The sequence below is a fragment of the Streptomyces sp. NPDC002324 genome (genome assembly GCF_053593335.1).
Genome location: NZ_JBSFCF010000001.1, coordinates 17,329 through 40,088, shown reverse-complemented (window position 1 = coordinate 40,088; position 22,760 = coordinate 17,329). Strand labels below are relative to the sequence as shown.

The window sequence follows — 22,760 nt, the reverse complement described above, 5'->3', positions numbered from 1 at the left end:
CCGCACGGCGCCACCCACCCCCGCCCCGGTGATGCGGGCGCTCGCCGCGGACGCTTGATGCGGGCGGTCGAGGCGGGCGCTCGACCGCGGACGTTCGATGCGGACGTTCGATGCGGGCGATCGACGTGGACGGCCAACGCGGGAGATCGACGCGGGCGGTCGACGCGGGCGGTCGATACGGCGGTCGATACGGCGGTCGACGCGGGCAGTCGATGGCGGGCCCGGGACATCGAAATCGGCCAGATCGCGCCGCCCTGACACGGATGCCGTGCCTCATGCTGGACGTCACCGAGAACCACACCCCAGGTCCTCGTGGCGGACAACTACTGAAAGCGTTTGTGTGCGTTCCGTTGACACCCGGCACATCCGCTCCTAATGTCACGCCAATCTCGCCAATCTTCCGACCATGTGACGAGATTTCGAACGACGGGAAAGGCAAGTGCCCTGCGCAGCACCGGAGTCAGCACAGACGTGGCCGGGACGCCGTGGCACAGCCTCACCCTTGTCCAGGTGCACGCGGGCAGCGGGATCACGACCGCCGACGGGTCCCGGGACGCCGACGCGTCCGGGCAGCGGCTCGACCGATCTGCCGGGCGACCTGAACCGCGATGACCCCGCGCGGTCCGTCCCCCGCTCACCGGCACCGAGGCGGCACGAGGCCGCCGGGCCGATCCTCCGCGGCCGACGCCGCTCGACCTGACGTTCGGTCCGTCTCGACGACGACAAGAACAGGGAAAGACACCATGCCCAACCGAAGAGCCGCCCTCGCCGCCCTCGCCGGAGCGGTCTCGCTCGCCCTCACCCTGTCCGCCTGCGGCGGCGAGACCAGCGAGAGCAGCTCCGAGAGCGGCACGATCGGCATCGCCATGCCCACGCGGGCCTCCGAGCGCTGGCTCACCGACGGCAAGAGTGTCGTGGAGGACCTGCAGGACAAGGGGTACAAGACCGAGCTGCTCTACGGTGAGGACAACCCGCAGACCCAGGTCAAGCAGATCGAGAAGCTGATCAAGCAGGGCGTCGACGCGCTGATCATCGCGGCGATCGACAACAAGTCGCTGAACGGCGCGCTCGAACAAGCCGCCGCCGCGAAGATCCCCGTGATCTCCTACGACCGGCTCATCCTCGGCACCAGGAACGTCGACTACTACGTCTCGTTCGACAACGAGCAGGTCGGCCGGCTCCAGGCCCGCCACATCATCGAGAAGCTCGGCCTGGAGGACGGCGAGGGCCCGTTCAACATAGAACTGTTCGCCGGTTCTCCCGACGACAACAACACCAAGTTCTTCTTCGACGGCGCGATGCATCTGCTGCAGCCGTATCTGGACAACAAGCAGTTGGTGGTCAGGTCCGGCCAGACCGAGATGGACAAGATCACCACGCTGCGCTGGGACGGGCCCACCGCGCAGAAGCGCATGACCCAGGTCCTCTCCCAGTCGTACAGGAGCCAGCGGGTCGACGCGGTCCTGTCGCCGTACGACGGCATCTCCATCGGCGTCCTCACCGCGCTGAAGGCGGCCGGTTACGGCACCGCCGCCAAGCCCCTCCCGATCATCACCGGGCAGGACGCCGAACTGGCCTCGGTGAAGTCGATCATCGCGGGCGACCAGTCGCAGACCGTCTTCAAGGATCTCCGCCAACTCGCCGGCAGGGCCGCGAACATGGCGGACGACATCCTCAACGGCGATACTCCGGAGCTGAACAACAGAAGGGCGTACAAGAACGGCGTCAAGGCCGTGCCGGCGTACCTGCTGCAGCCGATCAGCGTCGACAAGTCCAACTACGAGTACGTCCTGGCCGCGAGCGACCTCTACACGGAGGAAGACCTCAAGTAGCCTCGGGGGTCCAGTGACCCGGATCACACCACGAGGTCGATCACATCCGCGGCCCCCGCCGGTCATGACCGACGACACGAGCCGACGCTCGCGGACACCCGCCGCGCTCGGCCGGCCGACGGAAAGGACGCGACCGACATGACCGCACCCGTGAAGGGCCCCGCCAGTTACTTCCCCTCGATCGAGAAGAAGTACGGCCGTCCCATTGCCGAGTGGAAGGACATGATCCGGGCCTCGCCGCTCACCAGGCACATGGAGCTCGTCTCCTGGCTCAAGAGCGAGCACGGCCTGGGCCACGGCCACGCCAACGCCCTCGTGGCCCACACACTCGCCGAACAGTGAGCGGGGCGGATGCGCCGCGCGCCGCTCACCTGTCCGTATGTACCCGTGCGTCTGTTTATCTGTGCATCTGCGCGTGACGCGCCGGTTCGAGGTCTTCGTATCCCCGTGTGCGGGTACCCGGTGGAGGACGTGACCGGGGCCGTGACCGGGTCGACGACCGGATCGCCTGATCGGTGTGCAGAGAGGGGCGACGGCATGCAGACCTTCTTGCCGTATCCCGACTTCCGGGCCTCGGCGGAGGCCCTGGACCGTCGTCGGCTCGGAAAGCAGCGCGTCGAGGCGCTGCAGGTGCTGCGCGGGCTCATCCGGCCGGGGTACGGGTGGCGGCGGCATCCGGCGGTGCGCATGTGGGCGGGTTACGAGGAGGCCCTCGTCCGGTACGGCCTGGAGATCTGCGAGGTGTGGTGCGAGCTGGGCCACCGGGACAGCTGCGCGGCCACACTGGTCACCGATTTCACGGAGTTCCGGCCCCACGCGCCGACCCGGGGCCAGGCGCGGCTGGCGGCTGCCGGGGAGCTGCCGCCCTGGCTCGGCGACGAGGCCTTCCACCGCAGCCACCGCTCCGCGCTGGTCCGCAAGGACCCCGCCCTCTACGCCGAGTCCTTCCCCGACGTGCCGGACGACCTGCCGTACGTATGGCCCACGTCCGACCGGGAGGCCGCCGCCTCACTGTGACCGGGTGACCGGGTGACCGGCGGGTGCCGGCGTCGACGGGTATCGGCCGACGCCGGCAGCGCACGCTCGGTGGGTGCGTCACCCGTCCTTCTTCCTGCCGCGCAGCGCCTGCGGCTTGTGTACGGCCGTGCGCCCGGACTTGTCGCTGCGGACCAGGTACTGAGGGTCCTCGGCGGAGGCGTCGACGGTGCGTCCTGCGGCCTCGGTCTTCTCGGTGATCTTCTTCTCGACCTTGCCCGTGGCCTCGGACCCGTGACTCTTCCACGACACTCGATCGCCCTTGCGCGGCTGTCGCTTCCCGGCCATGATTCACCTCCCGTCACTCAGGTCGCGAGTGCCCCGCCAAAATCGGACGAAAACGACACTCGGGGTCTCGTCGGAAGTGCGGCGGCGAGCGCCGTCACCACTTAGCCACCGGGCACCGGCCCTCCAGAACGGTGGAACCCGCGGCTATCACACGCAACCGCGATGGCCGAAAATGTGTCTCACTCTCCACGCGGCCGGTCCCGGGGGAGCGGATGGGCAGCGGCGCACGGCGGCCTTGGGGGTGGAATGAACACATGGGCGGTGCCCGGATACACCGAGTCACTCGAACTCGGGTCCGGGGCGAGCGGGCGGGTCGTACTGGCCGTGCACGAGGAGACCGGCCTTCCGGTCGCGGTGAAGTACCTCAGCGAGCCCCTGCGCACCCGGCCGGGCTTCGTACGCGACTTCCGGGCCGAGGCGCGGCTGCTCGGCGGACTGCAGAGCCCGCACGTGACCGGCCTGTACGAGTACGTGGAGAGCCCGCACGGCGCCGCCATCGTGATGGAGCTGGTGGACGGCGTCTCGCTGCGGACGATGCTTTCCAGACAGGGCCCGCTCGACCCCGAGGCGGCGCTCGTCATCCTCAAGGGGTCGCTGCTCGGCCTCGCCGACGCGCACCGGATCGGCGTCGTCCACCGCGACTACAAGCCGGAGAACGTCCTGGTCGTACCGGACGGCGAGTCCAAGCTCGTCGACTTTGGGATCGCGGTGGACGCGGGAACCAGCGCCGGCGTGGCGGGAACCCCGTCCTACATGGCCCCGGAGCAGTGGACGGGCGCGCCCGCCTCGCCCGCCGCCGACGTGTACGCGGCCACGGCCACGTTCTTCGAGTGTCTGACGGGCCACAAGCCGTACGCGGGCGACAACCTCGCCGAACTCGCCCTGCAGCACGTCGACGCGCCCGTCCCCGTGGAGGAGGTCCCCGAGCCCGTACGGGATCTGGTGCGGCGGGGGCTGGCCAAGGACCCGGAGGAGCGGCCCGCGGAGGTCGAGGCGTTCGTCTCGGATCTGGAGGCGGCCGCCGGCGGCGCCTACGGGCCCGACTGGGAGGAGCGTGGTCGAGGCCGGCTCGCCGCGCTGGTGGCACTGCTGCCGCTGCTGCTGCCCTCGGCCCGCAGCGGCCCCCGGACCAGCACGGACACCGCGCGCACGGTGTTGAGCCAGGGGTCGGGCGGCGGCTGGGCGCGGTCCTGGAGACCCGGCCGGCCCGGGATGCTCGTGTCCGGGGCCGCCGCGCTGCTGGGCGTTCTCCTGACCTACGGGATCCAGCACGCCCCGGGAGCCGCTCCGCAGGAGGCGGCCCAGGCCCTGGCGACCACCAGTGCCGGGGCCGGTACGGAGACGACGGGCCCCACAGCCGCGACCACCTCCGCGTCCCCGTCCCCGTCCCCGACCGCCTCCGAGTCGGCCGACGCGTCGGCGTCACCCGGCCTGTCGCCCTCGGCGCCGTCGCCCACCGACACGGGGGAGCCCTCGGCCTCCGCCCCTTCGACCGGGGACCCGGACACGACGCCGCCCGGCGACGGCGACACGGAGAGCCCACCGGCGCCGACGACGTCCGCCCCCTCCGCGCCCGCCGCCACGGCCGTCAAGGACGTCACGGTGTCGGCCTTCCGGCAGACGGGCCCCACGACCGCCACGTCGACCATCACCATCACCACGGACGGCACCGGCCCGGTCTCCCTCACCGTCTCCTGGTTCAAGGGCGACGGCTCCGGACAGCTCGGCGCCCCGGACGGCGCGTCCCAGACCTTCCAGCGCGGTGGCGCGACCCAGTACACGATCGACGTCGACCACACCTTCGGACGCGGCGGCTGCTACTGGGCGGTCCAGGGCACCACCAGCCCGGCCTCCGCCGACGGCGGCGCGTCGCAGCAGCTGCTGACCAGGCAGTGTGAGATCCGGTGACCGCGCGCAACGACCGTCCTCCGAGACCTTCCGGGGACCATGAGCCGACGCAGGTGCGGGGTTCTGCCGACGAGCAGGGAGCGACTGTCCGGCTGGGCCCGGTCGAGGAGGAGGGCGGGACCGTCCGGCTGGGGTCTGTTGACGAGCACGGCCGTACCGTCCGGTTCGGGTCTGTTGACGAGCACGGCCGTACCGTCCGTCTCGGCTCCGTCGGCTCCGTCGACGAGGAGGGTGGGACCGTCCGCCTCGGCCCGGTCGATGACCAGGATGGGACCGTGCGCCTCGGCCCCGCCGACGCGCACGACACCACCGTCCGTCTCGACCCCTCCGACGGCCACCCCCCGAGCGGCGAATCCGCCTACGACGACGCCGAGTACAGCGCCACCATGCTGGCCAGCCACTGGATCCAGCGACCCCAGTCCGGCGACACACTCGTCGAACACTCCCCGACGCGGCCCGCCGCCGAGCCCACACCGGTGCTCCCCACCGTGCCGCAGTCGCAGTCATGGTCGCAGTCACGGTCGGAGTTCGAGTCGGACGGGGAGCCGGAACCGACACCCCCCGACCGCGTCGAAGGCACCCTGCTGCGTTTCGGCCCGGGGGTGACCGCCGAGGTCGCGCACCGCACCCACAGGACGCTGCCCACCATGCCGCCCGTCCAGGTGCCCCGGCGTCGGCGGCTGCGCCGGCACGCCCTGCCCGTCCTGGTGGTGCTCTGCGTCCTCGCGTTCCTCGCCTGGCAGCGCCTGGGTCCGTCCGTGCAGGTGCGTACGGTGGCGGTCGCGGCCGAGCCGAAGGTTCTGGGGTGCGACGGCACCGCGGACATCGTCGGCCTCGTCGGGACGAACGGCCGTCCGGGCACGCTCTCCTACCGTTGGATCCGGAGCGACGGCACCACCTCGGGTGTCCTGCGCGAAGTACTGGTCCGGGACCAGCGTCAGGCGCGCCTGCACCTGCTGTGGACGTTCCAGGGCAAGGGCCGTCACGAGGGCCGGGCCGAACTGCGCATCCTCTCCCCCTCGCAGCGAGCGGTCACCGTCCCCGTCACGTACGACTGCCCCTGACGGACCGAACCGGCCGGCCGGTTCCCGCCCCGCCGGTCGGCGGGGGAACGAGGGCCACCCGGCGGGGCAACTCCCGTGAGACGTCGGGTGGTTGGCCCGCATCCGCCTCGGCCACGTTGTCCCCCGGCGAAGCCGCCGCACCACCTCAGTCCGCGTCCACCACACTGCTGCTCGCGTTCATCACCGGAGCCGTCCCCTTCGCGACGGCCTGGTCCCGCTTCTTCCGCCGGGGCCCCCTGGAACACCTGCTCCACCGAGCCACGACACTGGCTCGCCGGGTGCGCTGAGCGTCGCGGGGGGCGGGAACCAGGAGGGGCACCCGCACGTGGGCGGTCCAGGCGGGCGTCGTCGAGCGCCCGGTCGGTGGCGGCCATCGCCACCCCCCCCTCTGAGCCCGTCTTCTCCTCCGGAACGACCGGCCTGCCCCAGGGCATCGTCCACGGCCACGGCGGTGTCCTGCTGGAACACCTCAAGCCCCTCGCCCTCCCGTCCGACCCGGGCCCCGGCGACCGCCCCCTGTGGTACACGGACGACGCCCTGCGCGGCCGCATCCGCGAGGCCATCCGCACCGGCGCCTCACCCCGCCCCGTCCCGGACGAGATCCGCCCCGTCCCGGACGAGATCCTCGACGTGCCGGCCGTCCCGCACACCCGCACGCCCGCACCAACAAGAACCCGCAGGTCCCGGTCGAACGCCTGCTCCAGGGCGCTCCGGCCGGGCAGGCCGTCGACCCGGCCATCGATGGTGTGCCCGTCGTTGCCACCAGTGCGGTCGATCAACCGTCTTCCTCCCACGAAGCTCAACCTCTTGATCGGACGAAGCCGGAAGGACGACGTGTGAGCGGGAATTTAGTCCGGGGATTCGCGGTGGTCTCTGCCACCGCGGTCACCACTGTCGGTGCCGTTGCGGGAGTTGGCCAGAGCAGCACCGGCCAGGCGGTGAACGACACTCAAACGACGGCGAGCGGTACGACCCTCCTCGCGGACATACCCATGGGTCAGCAGGCCCGGACACAAACGGTCTCCTTGACCCAACAGGCCGACGCGCAGTCCATCGCCGCGGACAACAGCGCGAAGGAAACCGCGGCGGAGGCAGCCCGCAGGCAGGCTGCCCAGGACGCGATCGCCAAGCAGAAGGAGGCCAAGCAAGCGGAGGCCGAGCGGAAGGAGGCCAAGCAGAAGGAGGCCGAGCAGAAAGCGCTGGAGGACGCCGAGGATCGCCGGGAGGCGCGGCAGCAGGCCGACGGCTCGTCGGCCGGCTCCTCCGACGTCGCACCGCAGTCCTCATACACCGTGGCCCAGGTGCAGGCCATCGCACGGCAGATGGTGCCCGGCGATCAGTTCCAGTGCTTCAGCAACATCGTGGACCACGAGTCCGGCTGGAACCACAAGGCGGTCAACCCCTCTTCCGGGGCCTACGGTCTCGTACAGGCCTATCCCGGCTCCAAGATGTCGTCCGCCGGAGCCGACTGGCGGACCAACCCGGCCACGCAGATCAAGTGGGGCCTGAACTACATGGACGACCGCTACGGCAGCCCCTGCGAAGCATGGGCGTTCTGGCAGGCCAACGGTTCCTACTGAGCCGATACTGCCGACACTGAGCCGTCACCGGACGCGCCAAGGAGGCCGCTCGACCCGGGGCAGTGCCTCACCGTTCTACGGTGAGGCACTGCCCCGGGCAGGTCGGGCGCACCTCACTCCAGCCTTCCCGGGCCTCCCCGCCACGGCCGCGCGGAGCCGTCGCGACCGCACAGGAGTGTCCCCTCAGTCGGGTCTGGATCAGTCGGGTCTGGATCAGTCGGGTCTGGAACGTCGCCCGCCCGCTGTCACGCCGACGGCAGCCGCAGGGCGAGGAGGGCCACGTCGTCGGTGCTGCCGGGCGGCATGCGGGCGAGCAACTGGTCGCACAGTGTGTCCAGGGACGCGTGCGCGAGTTTCAGGGCGTGGCGGCGCAGGCGGGTCAGGCCGGTGTCGAGGTCACTGCCGGGGATCTCGATCAGGCCGTCGGTGTAGAGCAGCAGCGTGGAACCCGGCGGCAGGGGTTCCGTGGCGTTCGGCCGGCTGCCGCCGTCGCCCAGGTGGGCGCCGAGGAGCAGTCCCTGCCCGGCTTCGAGGTACCGCGCGTGTCCGCCGGGGGTGAGGAGGAGCGGCGGCGGATGTCCGGCGCTGGTCCACCGCAGGGTCCATGGGCCGTCGTGCGGATGGCCTTCGACCCGGGCGAGGACCAGGGTGGCCATGGGAACGGTGGTGATCGCGGGCATGGCGTCGTCGAGGCGGTCGACAACGCTGCCCGGCGGCCCTACGTGGTCCCAGGCCAGGGAGCGCAGGATGCCGTGCAGTTGGGCCATCCCGGCCGCAGCGGTCAGGTCGTGGCCCACGACGTCGCCGATGACCAGCGCGAGCGTGCCGTCCTTCAGTTCGAACGCGTCGTACCAGTCACCGCCGACCTGGGATCCGACGGGGGCGGGCTGGTAACGGGCGGCCAGCCGCAGCCGTCCGGGCCGGGGCAGCGGACCGAGCAGGTTGCGCTGCATGGCCTCGGCGACGGCACGCTGGCGGCCGTACCGTCGCGCGTTGTCGACGACCAGACCGACCCGGTGGCCGATGTCGCTCACCACCTCCAGGTCGGCGGCGTCGAAGGGGTACGCGGGGTCGGTGCGGACCAGCGTCAGGGCGCCGGTGATCCGCGGTCCCGAGCCCAGCGGCACCGTGACGACGGATGTCGCGCCCACCGTCCGCAGGAAGTCGCCGTGGTGGGCGGCCAGGGGGGACCCGGGTAGTACGGCCGCTCCCACCCCGTCCCACAGCACGGGATCACCGCCGTTCAGCACCTGGACGAGGGGCGACGGGTCCGCATCCCCCGCTTCGGGGAGGTGCTCGCGTCCGCCCTCCAGCGTCGTGTCACGGCCCGCGGGACCTGTCACCGCGACGCGGTGCACCTGCCCGGAGCCGGTCCGGAGGTCCACCGCGGTCCAGTCGGCGAGGCGGGGTACCAGCAGGCGGCCCAGCCGGGCGAGGGCCTCGTCGGCGTCCAGGGTCTGGCCCAGTACGTCGGTGATGTCCGCGACCAGCGTCAGTCGCTCGGTGAGGTCCTCCAGGGCACTGGTGTAGGCAGCCCGCTCCGCCCGTTCCGCGCGCTCCCGGCGCGTGCCGTGGCCGCCCGTGGAGTCGGTGAACAGCACGGTCATGCCCGTGAAGGAGCCGGAGTCCGTCAGGGGAGAGGCGGACCAGGCGATGGTGATCAGACGGCCGTCACCGCACAGGTAACTGTCACCGTCCCCGCCCGCGGCAGCCCTCTCGGCCAGCGCCCGGAGCAGCGGGCAGCGGTCGCGGACCAGAGCACCGCCGCCCGCGTCCCGGTGCAGCAGTTCGTGCGCGTCCCTTCCGCGCATCGCGTCGGCGGTACGGCCCAGCAGCCGCTCGGCGGCCGGGTTGACAGCGAGGATCCGTGCGGCCGGATCGACCACCATCAGAGCGGTGCTCAGCTGCTCGACCACCTGCCGCCACAGGCCCGGTTCGGCCGCCGGCCGCGACCGCTCCTCGTCCCCCGTACCGGGTACCGCACCCTCGACCATGCCAGCCTCCCGCCATGACGGCCCCGCACCGAGGACCGGGGCGCGTCGGGAACCGGACACACGGCAGGGAAACCGACACACCGGTGTCCGATGGTCCCCCGACGGCTCCCCGCCCGCCCGTCCGACACGACGATCGCGCCCGCCCGACCCGGCGATGCGTACGCCACCTCCCGAGCGCCCGCCCACGGCACGGCGTCGGCCCCGGGATCGTCCACGGCGTCAGCGGAGGGGACGCCGCCTGGTGCGCAGGGACACCCGCACCGCGAAGAAGATCACGGTGGCGGCGAAGACCACGATGCCGATGGCCAGGAGGAAGCCGAGACCCTCCGCCGCCACACCGATGATTCCCAGTACGACGGCCACCAGGAGCAGCAGAAGGAAGAGCGCCATCACCGCGGACCATCTCCTCCGTGCCGGGCGCGCGCGGTCACCGGCGTGCGAGCTGACGTTCACCGGCCGTCCCCGGCCGGTACGTCAGGCCGTAGTGCTGGAAGATCTCCTCCTCCTGCTCGGCCGGCAGGACGTCGTCCGTCCCGATCGACGGGGCCTTGCGCACCTGCCCCTTGGTGTAGGAGACCCGGACGTAGTCAGGTCCGAGGACCGCGTCGTCGAGGGGGACGAAGACCAGCCGGTGGCGGGTGGGCAGTCCGGTCCGGACGGTGGCCATGGCCGGTTCGTCGGTGGCGGTGTCGACGTAGACTGCTTCGAGCATGCCGATCCTGCGCTGCTTCTCGTCGACCACGTCCTGGTTGCGCCACTCGCGGATGTCGGCTGGACGGATCATGGCCTGCTCCCTGTCTGCACGCTTTACCGGGTGGTACGTACGAGTACCCCGGCACCCGTGTCCCAGGCGCCCTCGCGCGGTCAGCCGCGGTTCTCCTCCGCGGCCTCCATGAGCCGTATCCCCTGATGCGTCAGCACGACCGTCGCAGGCACCTCTCCATGGGCCCAGCGGACCGTGACGAGCCCTTCGCCCACCAGGTAGGTGCAGGCCGCGGCCAGATCGTGCTCGGGGATCTCCAACTCGTCGCGCAGCCTCGCCCCGGAGACGTCGGGAAGGCCACTGCCTTCCATGTCGTCGTACAGGGTCTTCATGATCGCTTCGCGGTGGGTCTTCCGCTGGTGCAGTGTTGCCATGGTCGCCGCCACTCGTCCTGGGCTCCCGGACCGCCGGATCTCCGTCCTCACTCTACTCCGGGCCGTACGCCGGTACCCGCCCACGGCCAGCGGTTTTGTCGGGCGGCGCAGGGGGTGTTGGGGGCGGTGCGGTGGCACGGCGCGCTCACCGGCGGGCGATGTGTCCGCGTGCGGTGGGCGCGTACGGTGCGCGGTGCGCGGTGCGTCGCACAGCCGGAGCGGGCGGGTCGTCGCGGCGGGCGGATCCGGCAGCCCGTGCGCGGCCCGCCGGTGGCTGCCGACAACGGTCGGCGGGAGGGGCCCGCGGGATGGAGTCTCCGCCGCCTCGGCGGTCCGCCGTGCCCGTCCGAGGAGTAGGCTCGAAGACACCGAGGATATTTCGCACACCGGCTTTCAGGCTCGTGTTGTTTTCGGCGATCGAATACACCGGGCCGGTCGTGATCGGCCCGGGGCAGGGTTCGCGTCATGACCGTGACCATTTCCCGCCCGCCGACAGCCGAAGCCGCTGACCGTTCCTCCTCGCCTTCGCCTTCGCCTTCGCCTTCTCCCTCGCTCCGTCTGTCGTTGGCTCCCGTCGGTCCCACACCTGCCCTGCTGGACGGCGCGTGGTGGCCGCGTTCCCGCGATCTCGGAGCGGAACTCCCCTCCCTGACGGCCGTGCTGGACCCGCTGTGGGGGCGGATCACCCGGGTGACGGTGAATCCCGTCCACTGGCCGGTCGTTCCACGCAAGGTGCCCGTCGCGGGGCACGTGGTGAAAGTGGGCTGGTTCCGGTCCGGGCAGGACCCGCACGAACTGCTGCTGCTCTCCTACCGTGTGGGCCGCTGGAACCTCCTGGTGATCCCACCGCACACGTCCCCCGCGTCGGCCGCCCGGCTGATGGCCGCCGCGAGCGACCCCCTGGGCACGTCGACCGCGAGCCTGTTGATGGAGCGGGAGGCGCGCCTGCCGGCGGTTGCGGAGACCGACCGGGCCGGGGAGGCGGTCTGGGAGTCCGAAGGGGGACATGGGGCCGGCGATCAGAGGGCCATGAGGCCGGCGATCAGGCCGTACGGTCACGGATCCCGAACCATGACCCCGGCGACGGCCGCCATGACCGTGGTGACGGCCGGCCTGGGCGTCGGGACGGCCGCCGTGACCGCGGCGATACGGCACCAGTCGATGGGAAGGTGAGGACCGTGGAGACATTCCTGACCGTGACCGTGATCATCGCGGTGATCGCCTTCGGCGCGCTCCTCATCCACCGGCTCAACTCACAGCACGGCGACCGTATCGCCGCCTTCCACTACGGTCATTCCGACATGCCCGTCGCGGGACCGTCACCGCCCGCTCCGCGGAAGGCACGTGCCCGGGCGAGGACGACCGGCACGGGCCGTCGGCGTGACGCAGGACATGGACGTCTCCACCACCGCCTCCGGCGCCGCACCCATCAGGGCGCCGTGAGCCCCCGCTCGGACCGCCCGGAGAGGGCGCAGCCGTAGGCCGCGACGCCCGTGGGCGGGCGGGCGGCGACCGCTCGTACGCAGTCGCAGTCGCAGTCGCAGTCGCAGTCGCAGTCGCCGTCCAGGCCGGGTCGGGTCGGGTCGGGTCGGAACGCTCCAGGGCACGACGCCCAGGTCAGACGCCACCACCGCGCGCCCCCGTCCCTGGCCGGTCGTGCCACGGCGCTTCCCCGGACGTCCGGTCCCGCGCCCGGCGGCACACGCCGCACCCGTCGCCGGTCCCGTGGCGGCTTATACGCGCAGCAGCCGTCCGGTGATCTCGCGGTACTCCCGCAGCGCGAAGCGGAGTTCGGTGGACTGCGTCTCGTGGTCCAGGTCCGACCAGCCCGCGCGCAGGGCCCGCCGACGCTCCGCGAGGGCGTTCATCAGCTGGGCGGCGGCCTCGTCGAACGCCCCCTCCGCCTCCTCCAGCGCCTCGCGTGGGCTGTCCGCGAAGGTGTTGACGGCATGTCCGAGGCGGCGCACGATCTCCTCCCGTCCGTCCGAGGGGAGCAGCGGTTCCGGGCCGGTGGCAGGTCGTCCGACGAGGCCCGGGGGCCGGTCCGCCGGCTGCTGGGCGCGTGTCTGGTCGTACATCGTGGTGTGTACCGCTTCCATGGGATGAGGTCACCGCCCGAAGGCGCCGTTCGCCTCCTGGACGGCCTGCCGCAGGCTTCCGGAGACTCGGTCGCCCCTTCCCTTCCTGGCCCTGTGCCGTGCTGCCAGTCAACGTCCGGCGACGGTGGGTGTCAACGCGCCACCCGGCTCGGACTACCTGCCGGAGGGCGCTGACCAGCGGTGTCCGGGGCCCCGTCCCGCACGAGGAGTACGGTGGGGAGCACGAGGGTGTTCCGTGCCGACCCGACAGGTCGTCTCCAGCACATCACCCGTCCCAGGGGCGGCCCGTGACCCCGGCGCCACATCCGTCGGAGTGGGTCGACCCGTCGGCCGCCGTCATCCGTCTCCTCGAGCGCCTCGAAACGCCTCGAAACATTGAACGCCTCGACTGCACGGCGTGCGCCGGCCCACGCCGGCGCGGTATGCGGCCCGTCGCGCCTGCCGTCAACCACCCATCCGCGCACGGCAGCCGACAGGAGCCCGGCCCATGACCACCGCACTGCAACCCCCACTTCCCTCCCACCCCGTCCTGCGCCTGCGCCTGGCCCCCCACGGCGGCCTGCCCCGGGCCATCGACGGAGCGTGGTGGCCGCGCTCCTACGACCTCCTCGTCGAACTCCCGCGTCTGCTCGCCGGGTTGCCACGGGAATGGGGTCATGTCACCAGCGTCACCGTCAACGGGGCGGTCTGGCCCGTGACGGCCGGCCGGATGTTCGTGGCCGACCAGGTCGTACGACTGCGCAGAACCCCGGCCGCGTCCGCCCCGTCCACCATCGTCCTGCTCGCTCCTGGCCGGGGGCGCTGGGACCTGCTGGTCGTGCCCCCCGACACGACCGAGGAGGCCGCGGAACCGCTCATGGCGGCCGCGGCGGGTACCCCCGAGGGAGGCTGACCATGAGACCGGCCACGACTCCCCGCGGGTGACCGGTTCCTGCCGGACACCGTCCACCGGGCCGTGAAGCCCGGTACGGCCGTCGTACGGCTGGAGACGACAACCCGACCGGCGGGGCGTTCTCGACGGGGGCGTGGTGGCCCCGCTCCCGTGACACCGCGCCCGAGCTTCCCGCGCTGATCACCGCGCTGACCGAGCCGCTGGGCAAGGTCGCACGGGTCGGCCCGGACGCGAGCGCCTGGGAAGAACCACCGACGCGGCCGGTCGCCGAGGACCGCGTCGTGCGCGTCGGCTCCTCCCCGGTCGGCGACGACACCGTCCTCGTCGCCGGCGCGAGGCGGACCACTTCACCCTCCTCGTGGTCCCGCGCCCGCGACGCCCGAGGCGGCACGCGCCAGGACGTTGCCACGCTCATCGCGTCCGTCGGCGCATCGCGGCCATCAGCTCATCCCGGTGTCTCATCGTCGGCGGCAAGTTCCCCGATCGCCGCACGACGCGATTACTTCCCCATCGAACACGCGAAAATCTGTAGTGGCTGGAGTAGACATTGGGTGGTCCCATGGTTATGGTTTCTCTCGTAGCCCAGAGAGACAGAAGGGCCCGGCAGACACGAACTGCCGGGCAGTAGTACGTAGTTGCAGTACGCAGTTGCAGTGCGCAGGACGGTGCGGTGGTGGAGTTCCGAAGCCAGGGTTGTCGCAGGACGGCGACGGGGCTGACGACCGGACCGGGTGGCCCGCGGTGATCAGGGGCCGCCATGAGCAGTACCGCAGTGGCAGTACCCGTAAGTGAAGGTTCGCAGTACCCAGCAGTGAAGTCAGTGGGCAGTACCTCGGTGAAGGCGTCGGCTGCGGGCGCGCGCATCGGGAGGTTCGGCAGCGGGGTTCCAAGCCAGGCAGACGCAGGACGGGCGACGGGGCTGGCTGCCGGAGAGTGGCGCTTCGCTAGGCCACCAGCGGTTCGCAGTATCAGCGGTGCAAGCAGTACGCAGTACCCGTTCGGCAAGTGATCGGTTCAGAGGGAAGAACGGAGGAGCCGAGCGCCATCAGGATCGCCCGGGCAGCGATTTCAAGCCCGGGTACCGCAGGACATCGATAGTGAGGTGGTCTCCGGTCGAGCAACCGCGATCCCCGCGTCCCCGACAGCGTCTCGGTCGGGTCAGCGGACACAGTAGGCCGGCGCAGTACCAGGGCCGGCAGATGGTGTAGCAGTTCCTTCGGGGCCCTGGTGCCGTACGGCACCAGGGCCCCTCCACGCGTTCCACAGAGAGGTGAGATGACAGCAGACGATTCCTTCGGCCGTCTCGACGACGACGATTACCCCGCCTACACCATGGGCCGAGCTGCCGAGATGCTCGGCACCACCCCCAGCTTCCTCCGCGCCCTCGGCGAAGCCCGCCTCATCACCCCGCTCCGCTCCGAGGGCGGACATCGCCGCTACTCCCGCTACCAGCTGCGGATCGCCGCCCGCGCCCGGGAACTCGTCGACCACGGGACCCCCATCGAGGCCGCCTGCCGCATCATCATCCTCGAAGACCAGCTCGAAGAAGCCCAGCGCATCAACGCCGAATACCGCCGCGCCGCCTCCCGGCACACGGCCGGTATCTGACCCGCAGCCCGCAGCCCGCAGTCCGCAGTGACCGGCCAGCCCGTACTTGCTCCGCCGATTTCAGAATACGAGTGCATGATCGCCGAAGACACTCAGCCGCCGGACCACGGGCGCTGTCCCCAGGCCCGCCCCGGCACCACTCCCGACGCCCCGCGCACCCCCGCGGTCGACGCGCCTGTCGGCCCAACCGGCCGCCTGGCTGCCGCCGTCGGTCTGGAAGGCGGGGTGGAGCGCGCGGCGGCCGTGCTGAAGCCGAGGATGCGCGGCTGGCTGCACGCCGGCGTGTTCCCCCTGTCTCTGGCCGGCGGCATCGTCCTGATCGCCGTCTCGCGCTCGGCGGCGGCAGTGGCGGCCTGCTCGGTGTACGCGCTGTCGGCCTGTCTGCTGTTCGGCACCAGTGGGGTCTACCACCGCGGAACATGGGGTCCGCGCGGGGAGGCGGTCCTGCGGCGGCTGGACCACGCGAACATCTTCCTGATCATCGCCGGCACCTACACCCCGCTGGCGGTACTCCTGCTGCCCGCGGGTCAACAGCGGGTGCTGCTGGCCGTGGTGTGGGCGGGTGCCCTGGCCGGCATCGCCTTCCGCGTCCTGTGGATCGGGGCTCCCCGGTGGCTGTACACCCCGTGCTACATCGCGCTGGGCTGGGTCGCCGTCTTCAACCTGCCCGACTTCGCACGCACCGGCGGCACCGCCGTCGTCGTACTCGTCATCGCCGGCGGTCTGCTCTACACCGCGGGCGCCGTCGTCTACGGACTCAAGCGCCCCGACCCCTCACCGGCCTGGTTCGGCTTCCACGAGGTCTTCCACGCCCTGACCATCGCCGCCTTCACCGCGCACTACACGGCCATCCTGCTGGCAGCCACATGACCGCGGTCGGAGGCAGCCCCAAGCACATGACTCGGGGGCCCCGACCGCACACGGTGGGCGAGACTGGCGGGGGTCGCGGAGCCGTCACCTGCGCCGTAGAACGGTCGTATGAGGCTTCGCCCGCCTGTGGAACCGATGCCGGCGCACCGCTGTCTCTTCCGGCGCCGCGACGCTTGCCGTGCCGTCGGCCGTGGCGAAGGGCTCCCGACCGGGCTGCCGTGCGCCGACGCATGCGAGGGTGAGCGTGGCTGTCACGGCCAGGACGACAACGGCGGCTCCCGAGAGCAGGAAGGCGTTCGCGACGCCGGCGAGGGTGATGGCGGTCGAGGCCACAAAGGGGGAGATCGCCAGAGCTCCTGCCACCCCGGCCTCCCACAGGCCAAGCGCCTTCGCCAGATGACGGCTCGGTATGCGCTGCTGCACCAGTGCGATCAAGGGAATGTCCGTGAGGGCCGAGGCCAGCCCCGTCGCGGTCAGGAGAACCGCCGCCACGGCGGGGGAGGTGACCGTTCCCAGCGGAGCCCGGAAGATCCCGAGCAGGGCCCACGCCAGCACCGCGGCCAGTGCGAGCCTGCGGATGCGCAGGCCGGCCAGGAGCAGGGCGCCCACCACCTCGGCGACCCCGGCGACGCCGAGCAGCAGGCCGTACTGGCCGCCCTGTCCCACGACCGCGACAAGCCCGACGGTCAGGAAACCGTTGGTCAGGGCGAGGGCGAGCACGAAGGTCACTATGACCACGAGTACGTCGGGAGCGGCCCGCACGGCCCTGAGCCCGGCGCTGAGATCGGACCACAGCCCCGTCTGACCGCTGGTCGGTGCGGGGCGGGTCACGCGGATGGCGGCCACGGCGGCCGCCGAGCCCAGGAAGGTGAGTCCGTTCACCACCAGCGCCGACTGCAGCGAGCCGAATGCCAGCAGCGGCGCGAGCATCAGCGGGCCGACGAAGAAGGCGGCCCGGAAGGCGACTTGCAGCAGTCCGTTGGCCTGCTGGAGGCAGTCGTCCGGCACGATCTGCGGGACGATGGCGTTGCGGGCCGGGGCGAACGGGGCGCCGATCAGCGCCAGCAGCGCCGTGGTCGCCACGAGCAGCGGCAGGTTCAGCAGGTCGAGGGAGAGCAGGACCAGAGCCACGGCCACCACGGCGACCCGGGCCAGGTCGGTGGCGATCATCAGCTTCCGGCGGTCGCGGCGGTCGGCGTACGAGGCGACGACGAAGGTGGCCACGAACGCGGGCGCGAACGCGGAGACACTGACCAGGGCGACGGCCGTGGGGTCCTTCGTCAGTGACCAAGCCAGCCAGGCGGTCGCGGCGGTGTACAGGCCGTCGCCGAAGCGTGAGATGCCCTGACCGGCGAAGAGAAGCAGGAAGTTGCGGTCCTTCAGCAGTGACATGCGGCCACTGTCGGGGCCCGTCGGCCCCTGATCCACTTATTAGGCAGATGGCTAATCAGTCGTGCGCAGTCACCTCGCCGTCGCCGGCGCCGTGGAGGAAGCTCTCCAGGCTGGGGGTCAGGCCCGCCACCTGTCCGGGCGCGAGCCGGTACAGGACGTAATAGCCCTCGCGGCGGCGCTCCAGCAGACCCGCGTCCGCCAGGACGCGCAGGTGCTTGGACAGGGCGGCCTCGCTGACACCGACGAGCGGGGCCAACTCCTGCGTGCTGCGCGGGCGTTCGGCGAGCAGTCGCAGGGCGCGCAGCCGGGTGTCGTCGGCGAGCGCGCGAAGGGTGCCGACGAGCCTGGTCGGCGGAATCCTCGGGCGGGCTTCCCGGGCGATCGAGGAGACGGGGAAGACGAGACCGAGGGGCCACGGACCGTCGCAGTTGACGCGCACGTGCGGCCACACATAGGCGCTGGGGGCGAGTACGAGCGTGTCGTCCGGGCCGATGGCGACCTCGTGGTCGTGCGGCCGCTCCAGCCAGAAGCGTTCGGCCTGCCGGTCGCTGCGCACCTCCGGCCACAGGCCACGGAGCATCCCGTACAGCCCGCGCTGCTCGATCTGGTGTCCGGCCTCACTGACGCCGGCGGCGAGTTCGGGTTCGAGCCGTGCCCATTCCTCCTCGAACGCCTCCCGCCAGTAGCGCTCCAGCATGCTCAGGAACCGTTCGAGCAACGCGCGGGGATCGTCGAGAAGCATCGCGGCCATCGCTTCGTCGCTTTCCCGTGCGAGGCGCTCCCGCAACAGCTCGCGTACCTCCGGTTCGTCCAGCACGTGCGGATCCCTGCCCTTGCCGCCGCCCGGCCAGGGCGTGAGCAGGGGGACGGCGAACTCCAGGCGGACCAGCTCCGGATCCGCCCCGCGCAAGCCGGCCAGTTCGTCTTCGAAGTCCGCCAGTCCGCCGGTCGGCTGCGGAAAGAGAAACTCGGGGAAGTACGAGCGGACCGCGTAGGAGAACGCCTCGATCTCCCGCTTGAGCGCCGGGGACAGCTTGCGCATCGCACGCACCCAGCCGTGCTGGACGGGGTGGTGCTTGGGCTCCACCAGCACATGAAGACTCAGTACGGCTTCCATCGTCGGCGAGTAGGCGAACCCCACCCGCTCCGCACCACCGGCGGGGACCCGGAACACGATCGTCATGACCCGTCATCCTTGCCTCACGGCATCCGCGACGGGAGCCGCGCCGCGCCGCGTTCTCAGCCTTCGGCCTACACCGATGTCGTGAGCGTGTGCGGGACGGCGTCGGTCAGGGTTCTTCGCCGGTGCTGTCGAGCCCGGCCGGTGCGAGAAGTACGGGTCGAGTCGTTCCTGATCGCCCGGCATCCGCTCACGGTGGCGCAATTACGTCACTGGCTGCCCGAGTATGAGGACAGCTTCGCCGACTCGGCTTGGAGTACAGCCCGGTTGGAAGACGACTTGGATGACCTGCTGGGGACGTTGCCGTTCCGGCTGACGGTGCGCGCCGAGCGTGCGAAGAACCTCCCGGGCGACTCCGCGCACCGCGAGGAGGAGGCCACCGGTACCTGGGCAGTTCCGTTTTGCCCCGGCCGGCGAGCCCGACGACCACGCCATCGGACGGTCCCCCGGCGGACTGACCACGAAGATCCAATGGGGACTACGATCTGGCGATTTCCTGCCGGAGCTGGTGGGTGAAGCGACGCAGGAGGTCCAACGTCTCTCGGAACTCGGCCCGGCGGTCGTCCCTGCCGCCGGTGGGCCGGGTGCTCCAGACCCGGCGCGCGAGAGCATCGGCGAGATCGACGGTGTCGCTGGCACAGAGCAAGTAGAGGGCTGAGCGTGCTTCCTGCATCTGGTTCGCCAACTCGTTGGCTCCGGGACCGTCGTCACTCAGCTGTGTTTCCTTCAGGTAGTCCAGCAGCTGAACTACGGCCGTGTTGAAGCTGATCCCGGCTTTGAGTTTCTGCTCGCGGAGCCACATGCGGTCCTGCCGGTGCGCGGTGAACCACGAACCGAACACCGCCCCTATGAGGCCGATAGCGGCCCCGATGGCCACGGACAGGATGTTCTCCACGGTCAGCTCCCCCCGACGTACAGCGCCGCCAGGCTACAGAGGCCGCCGGCGGCGCCGCATTCGGCGAGCGCCCTCACATACCAAGGGTTCGGTGACCGAACGAAACGGCCTAGCTGAGTCCTTATGGTGCGGTTGTGGTGCGCACCCGCCCACCGGTCTAGACAACGAAGAACCCCCGGGTCGCTGGCCTGGGGGTTTCGCGTGGAGCGGGTGACGAGAATCGAACTCGCGCTCTCGGCTTGGGAAGCGACGGCGCTTGGGATGCCGGGTGGCTTCTGGCCTGGGAGCATGCGTTCCGATGAGGCGGCCGAGAGCCCAGGCGGAAGGGCGCCCTTGCAAGAGCACACGAGGGAGGGCTCAGCGGCGGCCGAACCACTCGGGGCGGAGATGGGTGACCGTATCCGGATCACGCCCTGACCAGCACCGACAGACCTGCGAAGCGAGTCACGCGGGTTCGAGTCCCGTCGTGGTCTCCACCTGCCCGACCGGGCGGAACGACAGGGCGGCACCCCAGCCGGGGCGCCGCCCTTTTGTCGGGGCAGGGGGTCGGTCAGGCCCAGGGGTTGACCGCCTTGAAGGAACTGTCGGCGCGGAACGTGGTGGTGTCCTGGAAGGTGTCGATGCGCAGCTCGTAGTTGTAGTGGCGGAGGTAGCGGCCGGGGTAGTTGTACGACTCCAGGCCGAACGAGCCGGTGACCGAGCCCGGCCGGGCGCAGAAGGTGGCGTCCTTGGTGAAGACGGCCGTGCCGTTGCTCGCGTCGGCGCGGACCCGGAAGTCCTTGTGGCGCAGGTAGCGGCCAAACGAGTCGCGGAACGAGTAGCAGGTGGGGTCGGCCAGGCCGGGGACGATGGTGAAGGTGGCGCTCTGCTTGACCGTCGGGCTGCTGGAGGAGGTGACCGGGTCGAGGTAGGCGAGGTTGTCGGAGCGGACGGCGGCGTAGCGGCCGGGGAAGTTGACCGACTGGAGCGAGCGGTTGGTGTGCGTCGGCAGGACGGTGCCGACGGAGACCGGGTCGATGCTGCTCAAGGTGGGCGCGACCTTCTTGATCAGGTCGCCTGAGTCGAACTCCAGCTTGTCGATGGTGGTTTCGCGGTGGGTGCCGTCACCGCCGGGGATGGCGAAGCGGTGGTAGGCGATGTACCAGTCGTCGGTGCCCGGCACCTGGACGACGGAGTGGTGGCCCGGGCCCTTGATGCCGAGCGTGAGGTCCTTTTCGAGGATCACGCCTCGCTTGGTCCAGGGACCGGTGGGTGAGGAGCCGGTGGCGTAGGCGACCCGGTAGTTCTCGTCCCGGGTGTCGTTCTCCGACCACATGAAGTAGTAGGTGCCCTTGCGCTTGATGACGAAGGTGCCCTCGTTGTAGCCGCTGGGGGTGATGTCGGTGACCTTGGAGGCGTCGAAGGAGACCATGTCGTCGCCCAGCGGGACGACGTACGCCCGGCCGTTGCCCCAGTAGAGGTACCTTTTCCCGTCGTCGTCGGTGAAGACCGCCGGGTCGATCATCTGGCCGCTGAAGGCGCCGCGGGCGATCAGCGGCTTGCCCAGGGGGTCGGTGAAGGGGCCGGTGGGCGAGTCGGAGACCGCGACGCCGATGTTCGTGTCGGCGGAGTAGTAGAAGTAGTACTTGCCGTTCTTCTCGGTCGCCGTCGGGGCCCAGGCCCGGGTGTCGGCCCAGCTGACGTCGGGTCCGAGGTCCAGGACGACGCCGTGGTCCGTCCAGTGGACCAGGTCCTTGGAGGAGTACGCCTTGAACTTCGTGCCGCTCCAGCCCGCGAAGCCGTCGGTGGTCGGGTACAGGTAGAAGGTGTCGCCGAACCGGACGATGTTCGGATCGGCGGTGAGTCCCGGCAGGACCGGACTCCTCATGACCAGGGCCGAGACCGTCCAGGTGCGCTTCTCGCCGCCCGAGCCGGTGACCTCGTACGTCACGGGGCTGGTGAAGTCGCGCGGGGTGCCGGAGGCCGGGCTGATGGTCGCGCCCTGGGCGATGGTGAACTGCGGGGCGAGCGTGGTGAGGTCGGTGCCCTCGGTCAGTGGGAGGGTGATTTTGCCGGTCGCGTCGTCGACGATGGCGTCGATCTTCAGGTCGGGGTGGGTGGCCGCGCCGATGCCGGTGGTGTTCCCGCTGACATCGAGAACCTCGCCGGGGGACAGCGCGCGGTCGTAGACGCGGAAGTCACGGATCTTGCCCTTGAAGAGCTTGTCACTGGCGTAGACCGACTTGCCTATGTGGTTGGCCGTGGTGATGCCGGACCCGATGGAACCGGGGGTGAGGGTGACCGACGTGTTGCGGGCCTTCTCCACCCCGTCCTCGTAGAGAACGCCCGTGGTGCCGGTCTGGGTGTAGGTGACGTGCTTCCAGACCGAGCGCTGCAGCGCGGCGGAGGTCCGGGTGTTCTGCTCGGTGGACGAGTTCCCGGAGGCGATCGCGGCCCTGAACGAATTGCCGGTGGCGAAGAGGTACCCGTTGCCGGCGCCGCTGCTCGCGGTGTTGCCGAAGCCGAAGAGGAAGTACGGCGTGGCCTGGGTGGCGTCGATCTGCACGTCCATCGAGACGGTGATCGAGTTCATGCCGCTCATGATGTTGTCCGGCACCTTGACGTAGGTGTCGGATCCGTTGAACGTCAGCCCCTGTCCGTTGCCCGACCAGCCCGCGGTGCCGTTGACGGTACCGTTCCTGCCGTTGCCCGAGGAGTCCACCGCCACGGTGCCCGAGGTGGCGTCGAGTTTGTACCAGAGAGCCAGGCCGTCGGTGATCTCCGCCGCCTGGGCGGGGGCCGCCGGGCCGGCAAGGCCCATGAGGAGTGAGGCGACGGCCACGGCGGCCCCCGCCCGGGCCGGGGCGCCGGGCCGGAATCTCCGGAGGCCCTGAGGTTTCACGCTGTGCATGGTTCACATCCCTGAAGAAGACATGCCTGAGGAGCGGGACGCGGTGCCTCGGCCGAGGCACCGCGTCCCGCCGGGATACATCTGGTGTCGCTTGCG

The 22,760-nt window shown here is 70.9% G+C and carries 24 protein-coding genes; 14 read left to right on the top strand and 10 right to left on the bottom strand.

The window, feature by feature from the left end; genetic code table 11:
• Positions 1-743: 743 nt before the first annotated feature.
• The 3 genes from chvE to ACWCRJ_RS00185 all read left to right on the top strand — a co-directional run bounded on the left by chvE (position 744) and on the right by ACWCRJ_RS00185 (position 2,849).
• Complete coding sequence (gene chvE, locus ACWCRJ_RS00195) at positions 744-1,832, top strand: multiple monosaccharide ABC transporter substrate-binding protein (RefSeq protein ID WP_450937124.1); 1,089 nt, start codon at positions 744-746, stop codon at positions 1,830-1,832.
• Positions 1,833-1,970: 138 nt separating this feature from the next.
• Positions 1,971-2,174, top strand: a complete 204-nt coding sequence (locus ACWCRJ_RS00190) for a DUF4287 domain-containing protein (RefSeq protein ID WP_450937123.1) — start codon at positions 1,971-1,973, stop codon at positions 2,172-2,174.
• 195 nt (positions 2,175-2,369) lie between these two features.
• Positions 2,370-2,849 (top strand): MSMEG_6728 family protein, encoded by a 480-nt coding sequence (locus tag ACWCRJ_RS00185; RefSeq protein ID WP_450937122.1) that lies wholly within the window; start codon positions 2,370-2,372, stop codon positions 2,847-2,849.
• Between the two features lie 78 nt (positions 2,850-2,927).
• On the opposite strand, the gene ACWCRJ_RS00180 is transcribed toward ACWCRJ_RS00185, so the two are convergent.
• Entirely contained in the window at positions 2,928-3,155 is a 228-nt protein-coding gene (locus ACWCRJ_RS00180) for a hypervirulence associated TUDOR domain-containing protein (protein ID WP_046915930.1), read from the bottom strand.
• A gap of 246 nt (positions 3,156-3,401) precedes the next feature.
• Between ACWCRJ_RS00180 and ACWCRJ_RS00175 the strand changes: the two genes are divergently transcribed.
• The 5 genes from ACWCRJ_RS00175 (at position 3,402) to ACWCRJ_RS00155 (ending at position 7,707) form a co-directional block, all read left to right on the top strand.
• Positions 3,402-5,063 carry a protein kinase domain-containing protein gene (locus tag ACWCRJ_RS00175; protein ID WP_450937121.1) on the top strand — a complete coding sequence of 554 codons (1,662 nt, stop codon included), beginning with the start codon at positions 3,402-3,404 and terminating at the stop codon, positions 5,061-5,063.
• Between the two features lie 53 nt (positions 5,064-5,116).
• Positions 5,117-6,127 carry a hypothetical protein gene (locus ACWCRJ_RS00170; protein ID WP_450937120.1) on the top strand — a complete coding sequence of 337 codons (1,011 nt, stop codon included), beginning with the start codon at positions 5,117-5,119 and terminating at the stop codon, positions 6,125-6,127.
• Between the two features lie 116 nt (positions 6,128-6,243).
• Complete coding sequence (locus ACWCRJ_RS00165) at positions 6,244-6,414, top strand: DUF418 domain-containing protein (protein ID WP_450937119.1); 171 nt, start codon at positions 6,244-6,246, stop codon at positions 6,412-6,414.
• Positions 6,415-6,490: 76 nt separating this feature from the next.
• The gene (locus ACWCRJ_RS00160; protein ID WP_450937604.1) at positions 6,491-6,967 is read left to right on the top strand and encodes a hypothetical protein; all 477 of its coding nucleotides are present in this window, start codon (positions 6,491-6,493) and stop codon (positions 6,965-6,967) included.
• Positions 6,964-7,707, top strand: coding sequence for an aggregation-promoting factor C-terminal-like domain-containing protein (locus ACWCRJ_RS00155; RefSeq protein ID WP_450937118.1), 744 nt, complete (start codon positions 6,964-6,966; stop codon positions 7,705-7,707). The genes ACWCRJ_RS00160 and ACWCRJ_RS00155 overlap by 4 nt, the downstream gene beginning before the upstream one ends.
• Positions 7,708-7,952: 245 nt before the next feature.
• On the opposite strand, the gene ACWCRJ_RS00150 is transcribed toward ACWCRJ_RS00155, so the two are convergent.
• The 4 genes from ACWCRJ_RS00150 to ACWCRJ_RS00135 all read right to left on the bottom strand — a co-directional run bounded on the left by ACWCRJ_RS00150 (position 7,953) and on the right by ACWCRJ_RS00135 (position 10,838).
• Positions 7,953-9,701: a SpoIIE family protein phosphatase gene (locus ACWCRJ_RS00150; RefSeq protein WP_450937117.1), complete on the bottom strand. Its 1,749-nt coding sequence runs from the start codon at positions 9,699-9,701 to the stop codon at positions 7,953-7,955.
• Positions 9,702-9,920: 219 nt separating this feature from the next.
• The gene (locus ACWCRJ_RS00145) at positions 9,921-10,091 is read right to left on the bottom strand and encodes a hypothetical protein (RefSeq protein ID WP_450937116.1); all 171 of its coding nucleotides are present in this window, start codon (positions 10,089-10,091) and stop codon (positions 9,921-9,923) included.
• Between the two features lie 37 nt (positions 10,092-10,128).
• Positions 10,129-10,485 carry a PRC-barrel domain-containing protein gene (locus tag ACWCRJ_RS00140; RefSeq protein WP_450937115.1) on the bottom strand — a complete coding sequence of 119 codons (357 nt, stop codon included), beginning with the start codon at positions 10,483-10,485 and terminating at the stop codon, positions 10,129-10,131.
• Positions 10,486-10,565: 80 nt separating this feature from the next.
• Positions 10,566-10,838, bottom strand: a complete 273-nt coding sequence (locus tag ACWCRJ_RS00135) for a hypothetical protein (protein ID WP_383896622.1) — start codon at positions 10,836-10,838, stop codon at positions 10,566-10,568.
• A 465-nt stretch (positions 10,839-11,303) separates the two neighbouring features.
• On the opposite strand from ACWCRJ_RS00135, the gene ACWCRJ_RS00130 reads away from it, so the two are divergent.
• Positions 11,304-12,011, top strand: a complete 708-nt coding sequence (locus ACWCRJ_RS00130; RefSeq protein ID WP_450937114.1) for a DUF5994 family protein — start codon at positions 11,304-11,306, stop codon at positions 12,009-12,011.
• Positions 12,012-12,016: 5 nt separating this feature from the next.
• Entirely contained in the window at positions 12,017-12,319 is a 303-nt protein-coding gene (locus tag ACWCRJ_RS00125; RefSeq protein WP_450937113.1) for a hypothetical protein, read from the top strand.
• A gap of 252 nt (positions 12,320-12,571) precedes the next feature.
• Here the strand turns inward: ACWCRJ_RS00125 and ACWCRJ_RS00120 are convergent, their stop codons facing one another.
• Positions 12,572-12,916, bottom strand: coding sequence for a hypothetical protein (locus tag ACWCRJ_RS00120; protein ID WP_450937580.1), 345 nt, complete (start codon positions 12,914-12,916; stop codon positions 12,572-12,574).
• Positions 12,917-13,424: 508 nt separating this feature from the next.
• Between ACWCRJ_RS00120 and ACWCRJ_RS00115 the strand changes: the two genes are divergently transcribed.
• From ACWCRJ_RS00115 to trhA, 4 genes are all read left to right on the top strand, one after another.
• Positions 13,425-13,829 (top strand): DUF5994 family protein, encoded by a 405-nt coding sequence (locus tag ACWCRJ_RS00115; RefSeq protein ID WP_450937112.1) that lies wholly within the window; start codon positions 13,425-13,427, stop codon positions 13,827-13,829.
• Between the two features lie 176 nt (positions 13,830-14,005).
• Positions 14,006-14,410 carry a DUF5994 family protein gene (locus tag ACWCRJ_RS00110; protein WP_450937579.1) on the top strand — a complete coding sequence of 135 codons (405 nt, stop codon included), beginning with the start codon at positions 14,006-14,008 and terminating at the stop codon, positions 14,408-14,410.
• Between the two features lie 694 nt (positions 14,411-15,104).
• The gene (locus ACWCRJ_RS00105) at positions 15,105-15,437 is read left to right on the top strand and encodes a helix-turn-helix domain-containing protein (protein WP_257566010.1); all 333 of its coding nucleotides are present in this window, start codon (positions 15,105-15,107) and stop codon (positions 15,435-15,437) included.
• A gap of 75 nt (positions 15,438-15,512) precedes the next feature.
• Entirely contained in the window at positions 15,513-16,307 is a 795-nt protein-coding gene (gene trhA, locus ACWCRJ_RS00100; protein ID WP_450937111.1) for a PAQR family membrane homeostasis protein TrhA, read from the top strand.
• Between the two features lie 84 nt (positions 16,308-16,391).
• Here the strand turns inward: trhA and ACWCRJ_RS00095 are convergent, their stop codons facing one another.
• The 4 genes from ACWCRJ_RS00095 to ACWCRJ_RS00080 all read right to left on the bottom strand — a co-directional run bounded on the left by ACWCRJ_RS00095 (position 16,392) and on the right by ACWCRJ_RS00080 (position 22,655).
• Positions 16,392-17,699, bottom strand: a complete 1,308-nt coding sequence (locus tag ACWCRJ_RS00095; protein ID WP_450937110.1) for an MFS transporter — start codon at positions 17,697-17,699, stop codon at positions 16,392-16,394.
• Positions 17,700-17,754: 55 nt separating this feature from the next.
• Positions 17,755-18,882 (bottom strand): DUF5937 family protein, encoded by a 1,128-nt coding sequence (locus ACWCRJ_RS00090; RefSeq protein ID WP_450937109.1) that lies wholly within the window; start codon positions 18,880-18,882, stop codon positions 17,755-17,757.
• A 475-nt stretch (positions 18,883-19,357) separates the two neighbouring features.
• Complete coding sequence (locus ACWCRJ_RS00085; protein ID WP_450937108.1) at positions 19,358-19,774, bottom strand: hypothetical protein; 417 nt, start codon at positions 19,772-19,774, stop codon at positions 19,358-19,360.
• A 550-nt stretch (positions 19,775-20,324) separates the two neighbouring features.
• Positions 20,325-22,655 carry a family 43 glycosylhydrolase gene (locus ACWCRJ_RS00080; RefSeq protein WP_450937578.1) on the bottom strand — a complete coding sequence of 777 codons (2,331 nt, stop codon included), beginning with the start codon at positions 22,653-22,655 and terminating at the stop codon, positions 20,325-20,327.
• Positions 22,656-22,760: the final 105 nt, after the last annotated feature.